We start from the raw sequence: 16,804 nt of genomic DNA on the forward strand, positions 1-16,804 counted from the left end.
GTTCGCAAAGAACGCTAGCCTGGCTGACTGTGGCAGACGATCAGGAACTTGCGGCAGCCGACTCATCAGCCGAGGGCGACGAGCTGACCCTCCACGACGAGACGATGGAGACGGCCGAGGAACTGCGATGCGCCGGGCCCGGTTGCGCCAACGCCCTCCCCGGACGCAGCAGCCGCGCCAAGTACTGCAGCGACGCCTGCCGTGCCGCCGCCTACCGGGCACGTACCGCCTCCCACGCCGCACCAGTGGCGAACGCGCTGCTGCGCGCCCAAGGTCTCCTCGGCCCGCTGCTGGCCGCCGGCGAGCAGTGGCAGGCTGCCCAGGCTGCGTTGAGCGCCCAGTTGACCGAGCTGAGCAGTGGCGCCCTGGCACAGGTCCAGGCCGCGGAGCAGGCAGCCGAGGAGGCCCGCGCCGCCGCAGCAGCGGCCGACCAGCGAGCCGCGGCGGCAGATCAGCGCGCCACGACGATCGCCAACACCGCCGCCGCCCATGTCGCCGCCGCCGAACAGGCGCAGAAACAGGCGGAGACCGCCCGCGACCGCGCCGAGGAACGCGAGCAGGACGCCTGGCGCCAGGTGGGCGAACACCAGAACGCACGTTCTCAGGCCGAGCAACGCGCCACCGAAGCCATTGGCCGGCAACGCCAGGCCGAGCAGCACCGTGACACCGCCCGCCACCGAACCGCCGAACTGACCGAGCTGCACACCGCGGCGACCGCCCGTGTCGCAGACCTGGAACGCCAGGCCACTGTCCAGCAGCACGACCTCACCGACCTCCGCCGCCACCTTCAGGAGCAGGAAGTCCAGACCCGCAGGGCCGAGCAGGAACGCGACCAAGCCCGCGGCACCGCCGCAGCGCACGCGGCGGAAGCCGACCGGCTACGAGAGGCGCTGATCGTCGAACGTCAGCAGCGCGAACAAGCGGTCACCGCGGCCGCCGTGGCCGAACAAGCCCGCACCCTCGCCGACCAATCCAGAACCGCGTCCCTGAGCGAGACCGAACGACTGCGCACCGAACTCACCGACCTCGCCAACGCCCTGAAAACCGCCCAGCAGCAACGCGAAGAGGCCGTCACAGCCGCCGCCGTCGCCCACGCCCTCCTACGCCAGCAACAATCCGCGCGCGTATCCGATCAGCCAGAAGCCCCGGATGCCGGCGACTCGGCGGAGGAGTCAAGAGCATCGGACTCATAATCCGTGGGTCGGTGGGTTCAAGTCCCACCCGCCCTACTCTTCAAAACCGCGTCCGACCTGGGATTCCTCGGTTCTCACCAGCCTCGGATCTCGTTTTTGATCACGGCTGGTTGCTCGCTGGTTGCTCTTGTGCACGGACCATGTATCGCGGTAGATCGTTCGTCCAGCATCAACTCAGACCCCAAAGACGACCACCAGAAGATCAAGCCAGAACGCCCGCTCAGCCTCGCCCATCAGGCACGGCTCCAGGCATGGTCAAGCCTCGGCCAAGTCGCCTCGTCTCGCCGGTCGGCTCTCTCGTCTTGCCCACCGGGCGTTATCGACCAGCAGATAAAAGATCCGCTGCTTCTCACGCCGATCCGTTCGCTTCCTTGCAGCGCAAGCCAGGGATAGACCTGGTGAACCATCCGTGCGCTGCTTGTGGAGGGCAAGTACTCAGGCCCGCCGACGGATCGGCGGGCCTGAGTGCTTCAGGTTCGGGTGGTGGGCGCGCCGGTTGGACTCGGCAGGCTGATCAGCCGGGTCTTCTGGGCGCCGGCCGCTGCGGTGTTGATGAGGGCGGCGGTGGATTCGGCAGCGGCTCGGGCCACCTCGGGATAGACGCTGGTGTAGGTGTCACGCGTGAAGGTGGACGACACGTGCCCGAGCGTCTCCTGCACGACCTTCAGATCGCCCCCTGCGGCCAGCATGATCGACGCGGCGCCGTGGCGGAGATCATGCAGCCGTACCGGCGCCTCGGTCGACTGTCAGGCCTTGTACTGCGGGTAGCCGTACCCGACCACCTGGGACTTGGGCCGGACGCGCTCCTCGACCTTGCCGTTGCCGGTGTTGCCCTCGATGGCCGTGATCGTGCCGTCGCCGTTGTCCTGCTTGACCAGCCCCACGTGGTCGATGCTCTCGACGGACTTGTCGTTCCAGGAGTAGAAGACCACTGCGCCGGGCTTGGCCTGGCTCCCCCAGTGCTTGTTGGCCTCGAACCACTTGGCGTAGGTGACGGTGTAGGCGTCCCAGCCGACGGTGGACCGGGCGCCGGCCTTCTCCCCCACCCAGGAGACGAACATCGCGCACCAGGGGGCGTTGGCGTAGGACTGCAGACTGCCGCCGTCCCGGGCCACGGTCTCCTTCGCGCGGGGCGAGGACATGTACCAGCTGTGGAACGGGGTGCCGCCGCCCGCGGCGTTCTCGGTCACACCGACCTGCGACTCGGCGATCTTCAGGACGGACTGCGCGCTCACCTGCCCGGCGCTCTTCTCCTCGGCGCTGTGCGAGGCGACGGTGTCGGAACGTGCGCCGGACGCCTGGTCGGCGAAGACCGGGGCTGCGGTGAGAACCGCGCCGGCGGCGACGCTCACGCCGAGGGCGAGGCGAGTGAGGGTGGCGGGCGTCAGGGCACGGGTGAAGGCGTTGATGGTCATGAAGAGGTATTGCTCCTTGCTTCCATTCCGCCTACCGGGTTAGCTGACGGGTTCGGGCGTGGAAGTGCCCTACGGATGCCCTCGCGGGAGGGTGTTCCGATTCACCCCACAGAATGTGGGTCCCCGGTTCCGCGTGTTTGTCCGTGCGGATTCGGCGGCCGCGTCGTTGTCCGTGTTCACACAGATCAGAGGCGGTCTCGGCAATGGTCGGGACGTACTGTGGCGCGGATGTTCACCCGGCCTACGTCGTAACTGACATTGAAGGTATGCGAATGGCATAGAGCGGTACAAGCCAGCTACGGAGAAACGCTTCAAAAACGCCTACCAGGCAGGCGTTTTACCGACCAATTCTTTACCTTGGCACGCCGCCTGACCGTTGTCCCCGGCCGGGGATCAAGAAGGACAACGGCCGGAACCTCGCCACCACCCAAGCCGGGGAGGAGTGAGACGGCGGCGGCCACAAAGGCGACCACGGTCGCGAAGCAGGTGCAGCGACCACCTCTCCAGGCTGCAGAGACCGGCCGGGTTCAGCGGCGGTAATCGAGCACGCACGCCACGGTGTTGAATCGTCGTCAACACCACGGACCATGCGCCCCCGTCCCACGCGAAGCCAGCGTCACGGCATACCACCACACCTGGCATCTCGACAGCGCATGCTCTTGAAGTCAGGCGCCAGACAGGCACGGACGAGCGACGAGCACCCAGGGGGTCCCGACAGCCTTCGAGACGGGATGGTCTGTCCTCTATCGGCTCTCCTCTGGCTCGAAACCGATGAGGAGGTTGAAGGCGCCGGTCAAATGGTCGACCGAGACCAGGCCGACCGTCTCGGCCATCACTCTGTCACCCCAGCCGGGTGTACGCAGCTCAGCCACGCCCCCATCGGTGATGAAGGACGGCTTGACGAGTATGTCGACTGCCACCGTGATCAAGTCAGCCCCGCGGGCGTCGGTCGTCTCATGGTCCGGCCGGTCACCGTACACCCCGGCTCTCGGATGCCGGGGAATGTGGCTCCATGACGGAGACTCGGATACGCTCCCATAACTTGAACATCGATGTTCGAGTTACGGGAAGGGCAGTGGCACGTGGTACCGCGAGAAGCATCGAAAGAGGTACGAGCACCGGCAGCGGCCGGCGCGCCCGGATACCCCCAGAAAGTGCGTCGGCGCCGCATCAAACAAGCCGCCCCAAGGGCATGCCCGGCGTGGCACGTGCGGCGCAGCGGTCGGCCGCCGACCAGGACGGGCAGCGCTTCACCGACACAACGTTCCCTCTCCTGGCAGAGAACCGGGGTCGCTACCTGCCGGTCCGCCTCATCGGGCGTTTCAGGGCACGGTCGGCCAGAGCGGAAAGCACCGATCACCCCATGCGACGGACTCTACGTTCGTCACGACCTCGTTACCGACCCGCTTCACGGAGACCCACATGCGTAGCGACGCCCCCCTTGGGGATGACACCATCGTCGTGCTGCTGTTGGCAGGACTGATCTTTCTGGCGGCCCTGACGCTGGGCGTATGGAAATACCTGCAGATGATCCACTCGGAGCGGCACAGGGCTCACCCCTATGTGGACATCGCGCATCGTGCCGCACTGCTGTATTCCTTCGCGACCTTACAGATCGCGGTCTTCGTCGAACTGAGCGGCTGGCCGGCGGCAGTCGATCTCGCCGCGGCGGGAGTCGTCGTGGCGTTCTTCATGGCGGCGATCGTGAGCTATGTCCTTCACGGTTGGCGCCGGGACACCAACAACCAGTTCCACCATCCAGTCCGCGGCACAACGGCGTTCATGACGGCGCTCATCGTGGGCGAGATTGGCGGCTTCGCCGTTCTTCTCGCCGGATTCTTGCAAGCACAACTGCTCTGAACCTTGCTCGCGAGGAACGAGGCGATCGATTGCCACAGGCGCGAGCAAGCAGCAGGCCGAGCAAGAGCTACAGGAAGTCCGCCACCTCACTCCGGACCGGCTGCGGTGACGACGCCCCCCGGACAGCACCAGGAATGGACCCAACGCCATCGAGGGATTCCGAGCTTGACGCCCCCGCCTGGTAGGCAAGCTCCGCCTCAGGCGGCCAGTGCCGATTGGATGGACTTGGTGACCACGTCGGCCGCGTCGGTCCGGGCCAGGCGTCCTTGGCGTACCTCGTTCGCCGCGCCGTGCATGATGTAGTGGGTAAGGCTGACCAGCCAGGCGGTAGGCAGGTCGGCACGGAAGACGCCCTGATCCTGGCCACGGTGGACGAGTTCGGCCATGCGCTGGACGGGTTCGGCGTGCAGGTCCTGGATCCGTCCAGCGGGTAGGACTTCCTCGGCGGCAGCCAGCAGGGCCGCCGACTCGGCCACCAGCTCCCAACTGGACGCCAACAGACGGCCCATGGCTTCGCGCGCGTCCCCGGTCAGGTCGACGGAGGCCAGCAGCCTGTCGCCCTCTCGCAGCGCGTCGACAAGTGCCGCCTCGATGAGGTCGGCCCGAGTCCGGAAGTGTCCGTACAGAGTCATCCGCCCGACGCCGGCAGCCAGCGCGATGTCATCGGTGGTCGCATGCGGGTTCGAACGCATCAACTCGCGAGCGGCCGACACGATGCGGGCGATACTGCGCTCGGCGTCGGCACGGCGCCTGGAGCGCGCAGAAGGTGCAGCCATGCCAGCACCCTATCTCGTATACGCATATACGGCTTATAGTGTGCAGCAGAACTCGTATATGGACATACGAGATAGCGCTTGGAGGATTCGATGACTCAACCCGCAGCGCAACAGGCAGAGCTCCACGAGCCGCTCCCGGGCCGGTGGCGCATCCTCGGCTTCCTCGGCGTGGCCCAGCTCATGCTGATCCTCGACGTCACCGTCGTCGCCATCGCGCTGCCCCACATGGAGACGGACCTCGCACTCAGCCGCGAGGCCCTGACCTGGACGGTCAGCGCGTACACGCTCACCTTCGGCGGCCTCATGCTGCTCGGCGGCCGCATCACAGACCTGCTGGGCGCCAAACGGATCGTGATCGCCGGGCTGTTGCTGTTCACCGTGGCATCGCTGGTCACAGGGTTGGCGGGGACGGCGGCCATGCTGCTGGCCGGTCGCGTGGCACAGGGGGTCGGAGCCGCGTTGCTGTCGCCCGCGGCTCTGTCGCTGGTGGTCGCCCTGTTCGACGGAGAGGAGCGGAACAAGGCCCTGGGGGTCTGGTCCGCGCTCGGCGGCGGCGGCGCCGCGCTCGGCGTTCTCCTCGGCGGCCTGCTCACCGCCGGTCCGGGATGGTCGTGGGTGTTCCACGTCAATGTGCCCATCGGCCTGGTGATCGCTGTGGTCCTCGCCGTACTGCTTCCGGCGCGTACGCCTTCGGCCGCCTCCCGGCCCCGGCTCGACGTACTCGGTGCGATCTTGGTGACGTCTGCCAGCGCGTCGTTGATCTACGCCCTCATCGCCGCCGGTGAGAAGGGGTGGCTCAGTGCTCTCACCGGGTGGCTCGTGCTCGCGGCTGCCGTGGGTTACGTGCTGTTCGTGCTGTGGCAGAGGTGGGCACGTTCGCCCCTGATGGACGTGCGACTGCTTGCCCGGCGCCCTGTGGCGGTCGGGGCCTTCCTGATCCTGATGGCCACGGCACTGATGATCGCTGTGTTCTTCCTGGGAACCTTCTACTTCCAACACGCTTTGGGCTATGGCGCGCTGCAGGCGGGGCTGCTGTTCCTGCCGGTCGCGCTGGCGACCATGCTCGGCGCCAACCTGACCGGACGCCTGCTCGGCCGCTGGGGCGGGCGCGCCCTGGCCGTCGCGGGTCTGACGGTCGCGGCGATCGGCATGGCCGTACCGGCCTTCTCGACGAACGTCGTCAGCGTCGTGGCCGGCGTGGCCGTCGCGGCGGCGGGCACCGGCGCGATGTTCGTCATCGCCTCGGCGACCGCACTCGGTCAAGTGGCGCCCCACGAGGCCGGGATCGCCTCCGGCATCGTGAGCACCTTCCACGAGTTCGGCGCATCCATCGGAGCCGCCGTCATCTCAAGCGTCGCAGCCGCGAGCCTGGCCGGGACCACGTTGCACGGCTTCACCAGCGGATTCACCGTGGCCGCGATCGCATCGGCGGTCGGCGCAGTCATCGCAGCGCTGGTGACGCCCGGCCGCCCGTCACCCACGGGGCAAGCCGGCTCTCAGTGAGCGGGGATCGCCTGATCGCCGGCGCTACAGCGGCTCAGCAACACCGCTGCGACGCCGGCCACTCCCGCGACCACGACCAGAGCCGCCCTGTAAGCGGCGACCGACTTGAAGCACACCTGAAAGGATCATCATGACATCGATCCGCCGCGCCACACCCGATGACGCCACCACCGTGCACGACCTCATGCGAGGTCTGGCCGAACACCAAGGCCAGACCTCGGCCATCACCGCAAGCGTCGAGGATCTGAAGTCAATGCTGGCCCGCCCGGAGATCACCTATCTGATCGCCGAGCGAGACGGCCAGGCCGTGGGCTACGTCTCCTGGTTCGGGCGCATCAGCTTCTGGTCCGGCCAGGACTACCTCGCCCTGGACGACCTGTACGTCACCGACGCCGAACGCGGCAACGGCGTGGGCGAGCGGCTGATGCAGGCCGCGGCCGAAGCTGCCGAGGGCAAGGTGATCCGTTGGGAGGTGACGGAAGCCAACGTCGCCGCCCAACGCTTCTACGCCCGCATCGGCGCGACCCTCACCTCCAAGAAGATCTGTCGCTGGCAGTCGAGGTGATCCGAACGTCGTCGCACGCATCGCCCGGACCTGCCGACCCGTGCTCGCGCTGGTGATCCCGTCTCGCGCGTGGATGAGGTAACAGCGCCGCCCGTATTGAGGTGCTGGGCCGACCGCAGCCAGACTTCGCCGGGTTCATCGGGTCGGCGATCCGGCGAGATCAACCGTAGGGTGACATCATGATCGCCATCGACGCCGTGAGGGGCCACGGAGATTCCGGACAGCCAGCTTATGGGCGTAGCCTATGCGGCCGTCGGAGTTGAAAGGGACTCGTTGAGCACTTCGAAGGGTGGTCGGTAGCCGAGCGCCGAATGCAGGCGCCGATGGTTGTAGAACCCCTCGATATAGCGGATGACCTGCCGTCTTGCCTTGGCTCGAGTGGTGAAGACGAAGCGGTGCAGCCATTCGTTCTTGAGCGCGGAGAAGAACGACTCGGCCATCGCGTTGTCGTAGCAGACGCCGGTGCGGCCGACCGAGCGGCGGATGCCCAGGCCGGTCAGGAAGCGGCCGAACTCGTCGCTGATGTAGTTCGAGCCGCGGTCGGTGTGGAACAGGGCACCGGGCTGGAGCAGGCCGGTGCCGGCGGCCATCCGGATCGCGTCCTTGATCAGGGCGATGCGGTAGTGGTCGGCCATCGCCCAGCCCAGAACCGCCTTGCTGTGACAGTCGATCACGGTGGCCAGGTAGAGGAAGCCCTCCCAGGTGCGGACGTAGGTGATGTCGCCGACCAGCTTGGTGCCCGGACGAGCGGCGGTGAAGTCACGGCTGACCAGGTCGGGGATGCCGCGGAAGTCGCCCTGCACCGTTGTGACGGGCCGCAACGCCCGCACCTGAGCCGGAACCAGGCCCTGCTCCCGCATCAGGGCACGCACCAACTCGGCCGAGCAGTGCTCACCGCGGCGGGCCAGGGCGGCGTGCACCCGCCGGTAGCCGTAGGTCTCGTGCGAGCCGGCGAAGATCTCGGCGACCGATGCGGCCAGCAGCGTCCGGCGTTGCGCGGTGGCCGAGGCCGGCCGCTCGCGCCATTCGTAGTAGCCCGATCGGGACACGGGGTCTGAGGAACATCGAAACCGGATCGTGCGCTAAGCGTTTGTCCTGGTGAGCATCGGCTTGACCGCTGGTGATCGCTACCGGAAGCCTTCGAGGGCGCCGGCGGGCCGGCCGTCCACGGCGACCAGGATCGGCGTGCGGCCGGTGCGGGCCAGCTGCTCGGCGGCGGGGGCGAGCACACCGGCGTCGATGCCCTGTCCGGTGACCGATTCGAAGTCGGCCGGGTCACTGAGCGGCAGGCCGTGTTCGGTGGCGCCGTCCACCACCGCGCGTGCGAGGGGATGCTCCAAGACGCGCTCGGCCACGGCGGCCAGGCGTAGCACCTCCTGGACCGTCCACGCGCCGTGTAGGCCTTCGAGGAGGCTGGGTGTAGGAATTAGCGGTAGCGACCTGGGGCTTCTTGGGGTGCCGGTAAGAAACGTGTCATGAGCCCCAAACGAGCGTGATCGGGTAACAAGGCCCAGGGTTGGCCAGACCGTTTCTCTTCAGGAAATGACCCTTCTGTGAAGTAACTTGGTCCCATGAGCATCCCCCAGGCCGCCAGCCCCGGCCAGGATCGCCGCAAAACACTTCACGAAAGATAGTCGATCTTCGTGACGAGCTCGCTGAGGCCGACGACAGCCTGGTGATGTGGACACAGCGGTATCTGGATCTGGCCGTGCGCGGAGTCCGCTCCGCCGAAGTCGAAGCAAAGATCACCCGGCACCTGCAGCGGTTCGCCGACTGGCTGGCCGACGGGCTCGGCCACGACCGCCTCTCCGCAGTCACTCCCCGCGAGGTCGCCGCCTGGCGCGACCACCTGTCCGACCACGGCAACACCCGCCACACCGCCAGCGCCGGACCGATGGCCCCGGCGACCGTCAACAACCATCTGGCCCATCTGTCGGCGCTGTTCTCCTGGATCATCGTGCACGCCCCGGCCGCCCTGCTGCGCAACGGCGACCCCACCAAGAAGGTCGACCTGCTGCGCCTGCCCGCTCCGCAGGTCCGCGCGCTGGCCGCCGCCCAGGTCCGCACCGTCAAGAATGTTCTGGACCGCATCGAAGACTTCCACCAGCTGACCGGACGCCGCCACGGCGGCACCACCGGCAAGCCCACGCTGCACCGCCACGCCCGCCCGCTGCGCGACCGCGCCATCGTCCACCTGATCCTGTCCACCGGACTGCGCCGCGCCGAACTCGTGGGCCTGGACCTGGCCCAACTCGACCCGTGCGACCCGGCCGAGCTGCGCCGGGTCAAGAAGGCCGCGCTCACCGGGGTGCGCGGCAAGGGCCGTACTGTCCGCACCGTGTTCGTCGGCCGCGACGCCCGGCACGCTCTGGCCGACTACCTGGACCAGGAACGGCCCGGCGACGCCGACCCGGTCAGCGACGCCCTGTTCCTGGCCTCATCCTCGATCGCCGCCCGCAGACCCGGTGGCCGGCTCTCGCCGCGTTCGGTCAACACCATCGTCGACCAGGTCGGCCGCCTCCACGACGCCCAGACCAGCGACCGCGAACGCCATCTCGGCGCCTTGCGGCCGCACGACCTGCGCCACACCTTCGGCTACCGGCTCTCCGAGGCCTCCGGCCACAACCGGGCCGAACTCGAACGCCGCCTCGGCCACGCCAACGACCGCTACCTTCGCCTGTACACCAACCCACCCGACGACATCGCCGCCGGCTACGTCGAAGACCTGTGAAATGGCCAGGCTCATCCGCCGACAACGGACCTGAACGGTATGTTCCGGGGCTCGGTGTTCAACGTCAGCGCCGACCTGCCGGAATGGGCTTAGCGTACGTTCTCGTTCCAGCGCCAGTACTGGTCCCCCAAACCAGAGGGCGTGGCAGGTACTTGATCTCTCTCGGATCGCCGACCATCCGTGTGCGGACTGATCAAGAAGAAAGCGATCAAGGTCGCGCGATAGTCCGCCCAGGGCACACCTGCCGGAACGCATCGTCAGGCCCGACGTGCTCAACCCACTCCTCCGAGGTCAGAGGCCGAGAAGCCTGTGCGCAAACGCCCCCGAGCAGGTCGGCGGGCAGCGACGGGAGCCAAACCTGAAGCAGGTCGCCGCTTCCGGTGAGGATGACGGGTTGGCCGTTGAACTGGCCCCCAGTCACCGCCGACACCCAGTGAGCCGCGTCTATCTGGTGCACACGCTGCCCGTCGCCGGCGTCCCAGATCTCGATCTTGCCGCGGCCGCTGCCGTCGCCCCCGCTGGAGATGATCGCCGGGTTGCCGTTGAACTGCCCGGCCGCCACTGCCGACACCGAACCGGTCGCGTCCATCGCGTGCAGTTGGCGGCCGCCGTTGGCGTCCCAGATCTCTATCCTGCCCGTGTACGTGGTGCCGCTGGGCCTGACGCCCCCGGAGATGATCGCCGGCCTGCCGCCGAACTGCCCCATGGCCACCGAGTGCACCGCGCCCGCCAGGTCCATCGCGTGGAGCGACTGCCCGCTGGCGGCGTCCCAGACCTCCACCGTGCCGCCGCCGCTGCCATCGTCACCGCCGGAGATGATCACGGGCTTGCCGTTGAACTGTCCCATGGCGACCGAGGCGACCGCACCGGCGGCGTTCATCGCGTGCAGGCGCTGGCCGTCCGCGGCGTCCCAGATCTCCACCCGGCCGACGCCATCGACGAAGCTGTCGGTGCTGGAGATGATGACGGGCTTGCCGGCGAACTGTCCGAAGGCGACTGCGGACACCCAGCCGGTCGCGTCCATCGCGTGCAGGCGGCGGCCGCCGTTGGCGTCCCAGACCTCCACCCTGCCGGTGTATCCGTTGTTCTCATCGTTGTGTCTGACGCCGCCGGAGATGATCGCGGGCTTGCCGCCGAACTGTCCCATGGCGACCGCGAACACCGCACCGGCCGTGGCCATCGTGTGCAGGCGTTGCCCGCTGACGGTGTCCCAGACCTCCACCCCGCCCGCGGAGCTGACGCTACCGCCGGTGCCGGTGATGATCACGGGCTGGCCGTCGAACTCTCCCATGGTCACCCCGGCCAGCGCACCATCCGCATCCATCGTGTCCATCGCGTGCAGGCGCTGACCACTCACCGCGTCCCAGATCTCGACGTCACCGCGGTCCCACCCGTCGCTGCCGGAGATGATCGCGAGCTTGCCGCCGAACTGTCCCATGGTCACCGCGGACAACGAACCCGTCGCATCCATGACCTGCAGTCGCTGCCCGCTGACGGCGTCCCAGATCTCCAGCAGGCGCTCGGACTTCTCGTGGACGTTCCTCTCGCCGCCGCCGGAGATGAGCACAGGCCGGCCGTTGAACTGTCCCAAACTGACCGACGAGACCGAATCGGCCGTGGTCATCGCGCGCAGGCGCCGGCCACCGTTGGCGTCCCAGACCTCGATGGTGTCGCCGCTACCGGTGATGATCACGGGTGCGCCGTTGAGCTGCCCCGTGGTCACCGAGGCCATCCCGCCGGCCGTATCGATCGCGTGCAGTCGCTGACCACTCACCGCGTCCCAGATCTCCAGTTGGCCGTCTTCGCTGTTCCTGCCGGAGATGATCGCGGGCTTGCCGTTGAACTGGCCCGTCGTGACCGTGGACAGCCAGCCGCCGGTGTTGATCGCGAGCAGCCGCCGGCCGCCGTCGGTGTCCCAGATCTCGATCGTGCCGCCCTTCTCGCCGCTGCTGCTGGCGGAGATGATCGCGGGTTCGCCGTCGAACTGTCCCATGGTCACCGCGGACAAGGAATCCGCCGCATTCAAGACCTGGAGTCGCTGCCCGCTGACGGCGTCCCAGATCTCGACCTTGCCGCTGCTGCTGGCGGAGATGATCGCGGGCTGACCGTTGAACTGCCCCATGACCACCGACACGACCGCACTGGCCGCGTCCATCACCTGCATTTGCCTGCCGTCGGTGGCATCCCAGATCACCAGCTTTCCGCGGCCGCTGTCGCTGTAACCGCCGCCTGCGATGATTGCGGGCTTGCCGCCGAACTGCCCCATGGTCAGCGTGTACACCGCGATGACCACGGTGGACAGAACCCTCCTTCGAGGATCGGCCCAGGCCCTGGCCAGGCCGTACCGAGCCGCGGAGGTCCCGCTCAGCGAGAACGCCGCCGCCGCGAGGAGCCTGGACAGCTCGGGATCGGTATCAGCGGCCTCCACGCTCTGCGTGGCGACCTTCTGCGAGATCGCGGCCAGCCGCTGTCGTTCTGCCTCGTCGGCGGTGCTCCGGGCGTTCACCGTGATGCCGATCGAGGCGAGCAACGCCACGGCCAAGGAGGCGGCCACGATGCCGATGCCCCACTTCCTAGCCCGCTTCGCCCGCTCCCGGGCCGCGACGCTGGTGCGCAGGAACCGCGCGGAGCGCTCGGAGAGCGGCGGGAAGCCGGCCGGATCCGCCTCCCACTGCGTCCTGGCCTCCTGTGCGGCGGCCAGGCGGTTCCCGCTGTAGAGATAGGACGGGTCCTCCTCGTGGTCGGCCCAGTGCCTGGCCTGCCGATCGAGCTGCTGCCGGGCCAGCAGCGTTGCCCGGTTGACGTTGATCCACTCGCGGAGCCGGGGCCACGCGCGGATCAGCGCCTCGTGACTGATCTCGATGGTGTTGGCGTCCACGGTGAGCAGCCGGGCTCTGACGAATCGGTCGAGCGCCTGCCAGGTGTCATCGCGGTCGTCGGCAATGGGCAGCAGGTCGTCGAGGGGGATCCTGATGCGGGTGTCGTCGGTGCTCTCGCCGAGCCCCACCAACCGTGGCAGCAATTGGCGGATGGCCCGCTGCCCGGGGAGGTCCAGTGCGGCCAGGGTCGCATCGGCGGTCTTGGCCAGCGCCTGGCTGACTCCTCCGGCGGCCCGATAGCCGCTGACGGTCAGCACGCCGCCTTCCCTACGCTGCCAGGTGGCCAGCAGCGCGTGCGACAGCAGCGGCAAAACGCTGCTGGAACCGCTGATGCCCAGGTCAACGCCGATGTCCTCAAGCAGCAGATCGACCAGGGCGGGCTGCACGGTGAGCCCGGCCACCCTGGCGGGTTCCTCAATGGCCATCCGCAGCTGGGCCACGGTCATCGGGGTGACGACGACCGGCCGATCCAGGCCGGCCGCCAGCTCGGGGTAGCCGACGCAGGTACCGAAGAAGTCGGCGCGGACACTGATGACCACCGCCGCGACCGAGCACGCCGCGTGCAACACGGCGAGGAAGGCGCACCGCTGCGACTCGTCCTTGCATTGGGTGAAGATCTCCTCGAACTGGTCCACGATGAGAACTCGCTCGCCCGATCCGTCGAGGAGTTCCCGGAGGCGACCTGGGTCGGCCAGGAGCGTCTCCCTCAACTCACCGGGTGACGAACCTGCCAGGGCCGCGAACCGGTCGCCCAGCGTGCTGACCGGATCCTGGCCAGGAGTGAACACCATCACGCTGGTCCCGGGGGCGTGCTCGAGCGCGGGCATCAGCCCGGCCCGCAGCAGCGAGGATTTGCCCGCCCCCGAGGGGCCGACCACCATCAGGAACTCCCGGCAGGTCAGCTGCCCGGCGACCCGATCGACCAGCTGCGCGGTCAGCTCGGACCGGCCGAAGAAGACCTCGGCGTCCTGCGGACCGAACGAGGTCAGCCCGAGATAGGGGCTGATCTCGCCGACCTGCTCGCCGGACTCGCCGGAGTGGGCCGAATTGACGGCCAGGCGTTGCCGATCGCCGAACCCGGTGGCCTGCCGGCGCGGCGCGGGCAGGCCTCGCTCACTGAGCCTGCGCGACAACGATCGGTGCACGTCGTCGAGGGTCAGGTACGGCCCGGCAGCCGGATCACCGCCGGCGAGCAGATCGATCAACGCCCCGGAGAAGATGGTGTGCCGTTCACCCTCCAGCGCCCAGGCCGCCTCGTCCCGGCCCGCTGCTGCCAGCACGTAGCTGCCGTGCCGGGAGGCGGCGAACACCTGATCGATGCCAGGCTGGATCACCGTTTGTGCTCGCCCGGAAAAGCAGCAGTCCAGCACGATCAGGACGAGCTGCGCGCGGCACTCCGACAGCACGTCGCTGACCGTGGAGTACGGCAGGGCCTGATGGCTGGCGATCCCCTGGGTCAGGTCCACGGTCGAAAAGGTGCCCAGGTGCAGCTCTCCGCGCGGACTGATCAGACCGTGGCCCACGTAGTAGAACACCAGCACGTCGTCCGCCTGCTCGACGACGTCGACCAGCGCGGAGCCGAACTCCTGGGGATCCCTCGGGTTCACCAGCGTGGTCAGGTGGGCCGGATCGAGTCCGGTCCGTTCGGTCAGGTGGCGGCCCAGGTCGACGACCGTTCGTTCGACCGCTGGTACGGCCCGCAGGCGCGACTGGGCGACATAGGCCCCGGATCCGACGACAAGCACCCGGGCACCCGGCCGGGCCAGCATCAATCCATGTAGCTCATCCGGTGGCATCCCCTGCTCCGGCATCGTCCAGAAATGGCCGCCCTTACGTCATCGGCCCCCCGGCGCCACCTCAAAATATACGCGTTAGCAGGCTTTCATGCCCGAAAAAGTTGCCCAGGGCGCCAATGACGATGTCGTGTGCTCGTACGACTCCCCGGCCGGAAGCTCACGCAGATGCTGTCCGGCCCTTTGTTCCACACGTCAAGCCTCCTCGGATCGCAAGGCTCAACCGTCATAGGTGACCTGCGAGAACAGGATTAGCGTTCGGCGTGGTCGAGGCCGCTCTGTTCGTCGTAGGCCGGATCGCCGGCATGCAGCAGCGCGTCAAGGGAAGGCTGCGGCAGCCAGGAGGGCGTTGAGCGCGGCCTGGACCACGATCGGCTGATCACCGGATGACGCTGCGGTGCCGCCGGTTGCGTGATCGAGGTCGGTCACGGTGCGCCGCAGCCGGCTAGCGAGCGTCTGCAAGACCAAGAGGTCGCGATCATCCTCGCCGACGTGGACCACCTCATGCCATCCGGCCAGGTAGGCGGCGACCGCCTCGGCCGCGCCATCCTCCTGCTCCAGCGGGTGGAGCAGGGTGGCCATCTCCAGCTCGACTTTAGCCAGCAGCCCGGCCAGCAGCAACGGCAGGTCCTCCTGTGTTGGGCCGTCGGGACGGTGGTCAGGGTCGACCAGCAGCCCCGCCTTGACCGCGACCAGCGCGTCGACCACCTGGCCGACGGTCAGCGGCTATTGCGCCCAGATACCCACACCCCCCAGCATCACCCAGAAGCCGATCGGCTGTACCCCGATCGGTTCACCCGCCTGCCCTCCACGTGCACGCGGCAGGCGGGCGGTAAACCAGATTCCTTCAGGAAATAGCGCCTCTCTGTGAAGCGACTGGTCCGCCGTTTGACGTATTGCATGGTCGTGTACGCATCTTGTTTCAGCAGGTAGATTCTTGGCATATCGGCGGGTGTGGGGGCCCTGGGGCGGCTTTGGAGTGCCGGTGGACGTTCGGGTGAGCATCGAGTCCGGTAGCGACGCAGATCTGCTGCGTGACCTTCGGCGGTGGCTGGTGGAGGAGCCGGAGTTGCGCGGCCGGGTGGCTGTGGTGGAGCGGGATCCCGAGCCGGGGGCGCTGGGGCCGGTGACCGACGCTCTGCAGGTGATCCTGGGGGCAGGAGGTGCGCTAGCGACACTGGCGACGGTGCTGGTGGCCTGGCTGCGCGGACGCAACGGAGAGATCACGGTCACGCTGTCACGTGGGGATGGCCAAGCCAGCGTGGCGGTCACCGCCAAAGGCGTCAAAGACCTGGACATGGCCGCGGCACGGGCGTTGACCGACCATCTGGCGCGGGTCCTCGGCGACGCCGATGCCGCCGGGTGAGCCACCGGGGCTGCTGCTGGCTCGGCTGACCGGCACCTCCACCCCCACCTGGCGCTCGGCGTGAGCGGGCCCCCCGACCCCGGCACCTGGCTTGTGGACCGGATCGACGCCCGCGAGCAGGCGCTGACCAGCCAGATCGAACAGACACCGGCCCAGATCGAGGAGCTGACCGCCCGCCTGCGGGAACTCGACCAGGACCTCGACCACCTGCGGATCACTCGCCAGACCCTGCTCGCCCTGGCCACCGAGCCCGATCCCGCACCCACGCCACCAGCCCCCGCGCTGCCCGGACACCCTGCCTACCAGCAAATCCTCACCCTCATAGCCGACACCGGCCAGCCCACACGAGCACGCGAGCTCTGCCTGGCGCTGGACCTGCCCCTGGTGCGCAACAACATCGAAAACACCCGCGCCAAACTGAAACGCCTGGTCAGCCTGGGCATCCTCGTGGAGATCGAGCCCGGATTGTTCACCCAACCATGTCCGTAACTCGGTGACGAGGCCTGTGACCAGCGCTCCCCGCGCAGGGCAAATGATCAAAAGGGCATCGCCTCACGATCCGCCCTCTCAGACAACCGCGACCCCTCGTAGTGACCTGCCAAACCACATGTGCCGACGTCCGTAGTTGTCAGAGTGCGTTTCGCGAGCTGATGCCCCTTTCGTCGCCGGAGTTGGCTTAGGTCGCCCGGTCAGAGGCTCGTCATTCGGGCTATGGGCGCGGTT

Annotated in this window: 14 protein-coding genes, 1 pseudogene and 1 riboswitch; of the genes and pseudogenes, 7 read left to right on the forward strand and 8 right to left on the reverse strand. The window is 68.0% G+C overall.

Features of this window, described 5'->3' with window-relative positions; all coding sequences use genetic code 11:
- Positions 1-29 precede the first annotated feature (29 nt).
- Entirely contained in the window at positions 30-1,193 is a 1,164-nt protein-coding gene (locus tag AB0J97_RS44740; protein WP_364101472.1) for a hypothetical protein, read from the forward strand.
- Between the two features lie 470 nt (positions 1,194-1,663).
- Here the strand turns inward: AB0J97_RS44740 and AB0J97_RS44745 are convergent.
- The 3 genes and pseudogenes from AB0J97_RS44745 to AB0J97_RS44755 all read right to left on the reverse strand — a co-directional run.
- Positions 1,664-1,918: pseudogene (locus AB0J97_RS44745) on the reverse strand (tyrosine-type recombinase/integrase); the annotation flags it as partial.
- Positions 1,919-1,939: 21 nt separating this feature from the next.
- Positions 1,940-2,608, reverse strand: coding sequence for a CHAP domain-containing protein (locus AB0J97_RS44750; protein WP_364101475.1), 669 nt, complete (start codon positions 2,606-2,608; stop codon positions 1,940-1,942).
- A gap of 13 nt (positions 2,609-2,621) precedes the next feature.
- A riboswitch (cyclic di-AMP (ydaO/yuaA leader) is annotated at positions 2,622-2,775 on the reverse strand.
- A gap of 576 nt (positions 2,776-3,351) precedes the next feature.
- The gene (locus AB0J97_RS44755; RefSeq protein WP_364101478.1) at positions 3,352-3,588 is read right to left on the reverse strand and encodes a hypothetical protein; all 237 of its coding nucleotides are present in this window, start codon (positions 3,586-3,588) and stop codon (positions 3,352-3,354) included.
- A 442-nt stretch (positions 3,589-4,030) separates the two neighbouring features.
- On the opposite strand from AB0J97_RS44755, the gene AB0J97_RS44760 reads away from it, so the two are divergent.
- Positions 4,031-4,468 (forward strand): hypothetical protein, encoded by a 438-nt coding sequence (locus AB0J97_RS44760; RefSeq protein ID WP_364101481.1) that lies wholly within the window; start codon positions 4,031-4,033, stop codon positions 4,466-4,468.
- Positions 4,469-4,665: 197 nt separating this feature from the next.
- Here AB0J97_RS44760 and AB0J97_RS44765 read toward each other — a convergent pair whose 3' ends face one another.
- The gene (locus AB0J97_RS44765) at positions 4,666-5,244 is read right to left on the reverse strand and encodes a helix-turn-helix domain-containing protein (RefSeq protein WP_364101484.1); all 579 of its coding nucleotides are present in this window, start codon (positions 5,242-5,244) and stop codon (positions 4,666-4,668) included.
- Between the two features lie 78 nt (positions 5,245-5,322).
- Between AB0J97_RS44765 and AB0J97_RS44770 the strand changes: the two genes are divergently transcribed.
- Together AB0J97_RS44770 and AB0J97_RS44775 are read left to right on the forward strand one after the other, a co-directional pair.
- Positions 5,323-6,747 (forward strand): MFS transporter, encoded by a 1,425-nt coding sequence (locus AB0J97_RS44770; RefSeq protein WP_364101487.1) that lies wholly within the window; start codon positions 5,323-5,325, stop codon positions 6,745-6,747.
- Positions 6,748-6,877: 130 nt separating this feature from the next.
- Entirely contained in the window at positions 6,878-7,312 is a 435-nt protein-coding gene (locus tag AB0J97_RS44775; RefSeq protein WP_364101490.1) for a GNAT family N-acetyltransferase, read from the forward strand.
- A 242-nt stretch (positions 7,313-7,554) separates the two neighbouring features.
- Here the strand turns inward: AB0J97_RS44775 and AB0J97_RS44780 are convergent, their stop codons facing one another.
- Positions 7,555-8,361 carry an IS3 family transposase gene (locus AB0J97_RS44780; protein ID WP_364101493.1) on the reverse strand — a complete coding sequence of 269 codons (807 nt, stop codon included), beginning with the start codon at positions 8,359-8,361 and terminating at the stop codon, positions 7,555-7,557.
- 78 nt (positions 8,362-8,439) lie between these two features.
- Complete coding sequence (locus AB0J97_RS44785) at positions 8,440-8,685, reverse strand: hypothetical protein (protein WP_364101496.1); 246 nt, start codon at positions 8,683-8,685, stop codon at positions 8,440-8,442.
- 335 nt (positions 8,686-9,020) lie between these two features.
- On the opposite strand from AB0J97_RS44785, the gene AB0J97_RS44790 reads away from it, so the two are divergent.
- Positions 9,021-10,043, forward strand: a complete 1,023-nt coding sequence (locus tag AB0J97_RS44790; RefSeq protein WP_364101499.1) for a tyrosine-type recombinase/integrase — start codon at positions 9,021-9,023, stop codon at positions 10,041-10,043.
- Positions 10,044-10,251: 208 nt separating this feature from the next.
- On the opposite strand, the gene AB0J97_RS44795 is transcribed toward AB0J97_RS44790, so the two are convergent.
- Complete coding sequence (locus AB0J97_RS44795) at positions 10,252-14,691, reverse strand: caspase family protein (protein WP_364101502.1); 4,440 nt, start codon at positions 14,689-14,691, stop codon at positions 10,252-10,254.
- Between the two features lie 342 nt (positions 14,692-15,033).
- Positions 15,034-15,423, reverse strand: a complete 390-nt coding sequence (locus AB0J97_RS44800) for a hypothetical protein (RefSeq protein ID WP_364101505.1) — start codon at positions 15,421-15,423, stop codon at positions 15,034-15,036.
- 289 nt (positions 15,424-15,712) lie between these two features.
- On the opposite strand from AB0J97_RS44800, the gene AB0J97_RS44805 reads away from it, so the two are divergent.
- Both AB0J97_RS44805 and AB0J97_RS44810 read left to right on the forward strand, forming a co-directional pair.
- Positions 15,713-16,081: a hypothetical protein gene (locus AB0J97_RS44805; RefSeq protein ID WP_364101508.1), complete on the forward strand. Its 369-nt coding sequence runs from the start codon at positions 15,713-15,715 to the stop codon at positions 16,079-16,081.
- A gap of 60 nt (positions 16,082-16,141) precedes the next feature.
- Positions 16,142-16,570, forward strand: coding sequence for a hypothetical protein (locus tag AB0J97_RS44810; protein WP_364101511.1), 429 nt, complete (start codon positions 16,142-16,144; stop codon positions 16,568-16,570).
- Positions 16,571-16,804: the final 234 nt, after the last annotated feature.

The organism is Nonomuraea sp. NPDC049607, from assembly GCF_040675375.1.
Classification (GTDB): Bacteria; Actinomycetota; Actinomycetes; order Streptosporangiales; family Streptosporangiaceae; genus Nonomuraea.

Bases quoted from the DNA above. Each gene is read 5' to 3' on its own strand.
- AB0J97_RS44795 (WP_364101502.1), bottom strand. From the start codon at position 14,691: ATGCTGGCCCGGCCGGGTGCCCGGGTGCTTGTCGTCGGATCCGGGGCC.
- AB0J97_RS44765 (WP_364101484.1), bottom strand. From the start codon at position 5,244: ATGGCTGCACCTTCTGCGCGCTCCAGGCGCCGTGCCGACGCCGAGCGC.
- AB0J97_RS44750 (WP_364101475.1), bottom strand. From the start codon at position 2,608: ATGACCATCAACGCCTTCACCCGTGCCCTGACGCCCGCCACCCTCACT.
- AB0J97_RS44775 (WP_364101490.1), top strand. From the start codon at position 6,878: ATGACATCGATCCGCCGCGCCACACCCGATGACGCCACCACCGTGCAC.
- AB0J97_RS44760 (WP_364101481.1), top strand. From the start codon at position 4,031: ATGCGTAGCGACGCCCCCCTTGGGGATGACACCATCGTCGTGCTGCTG.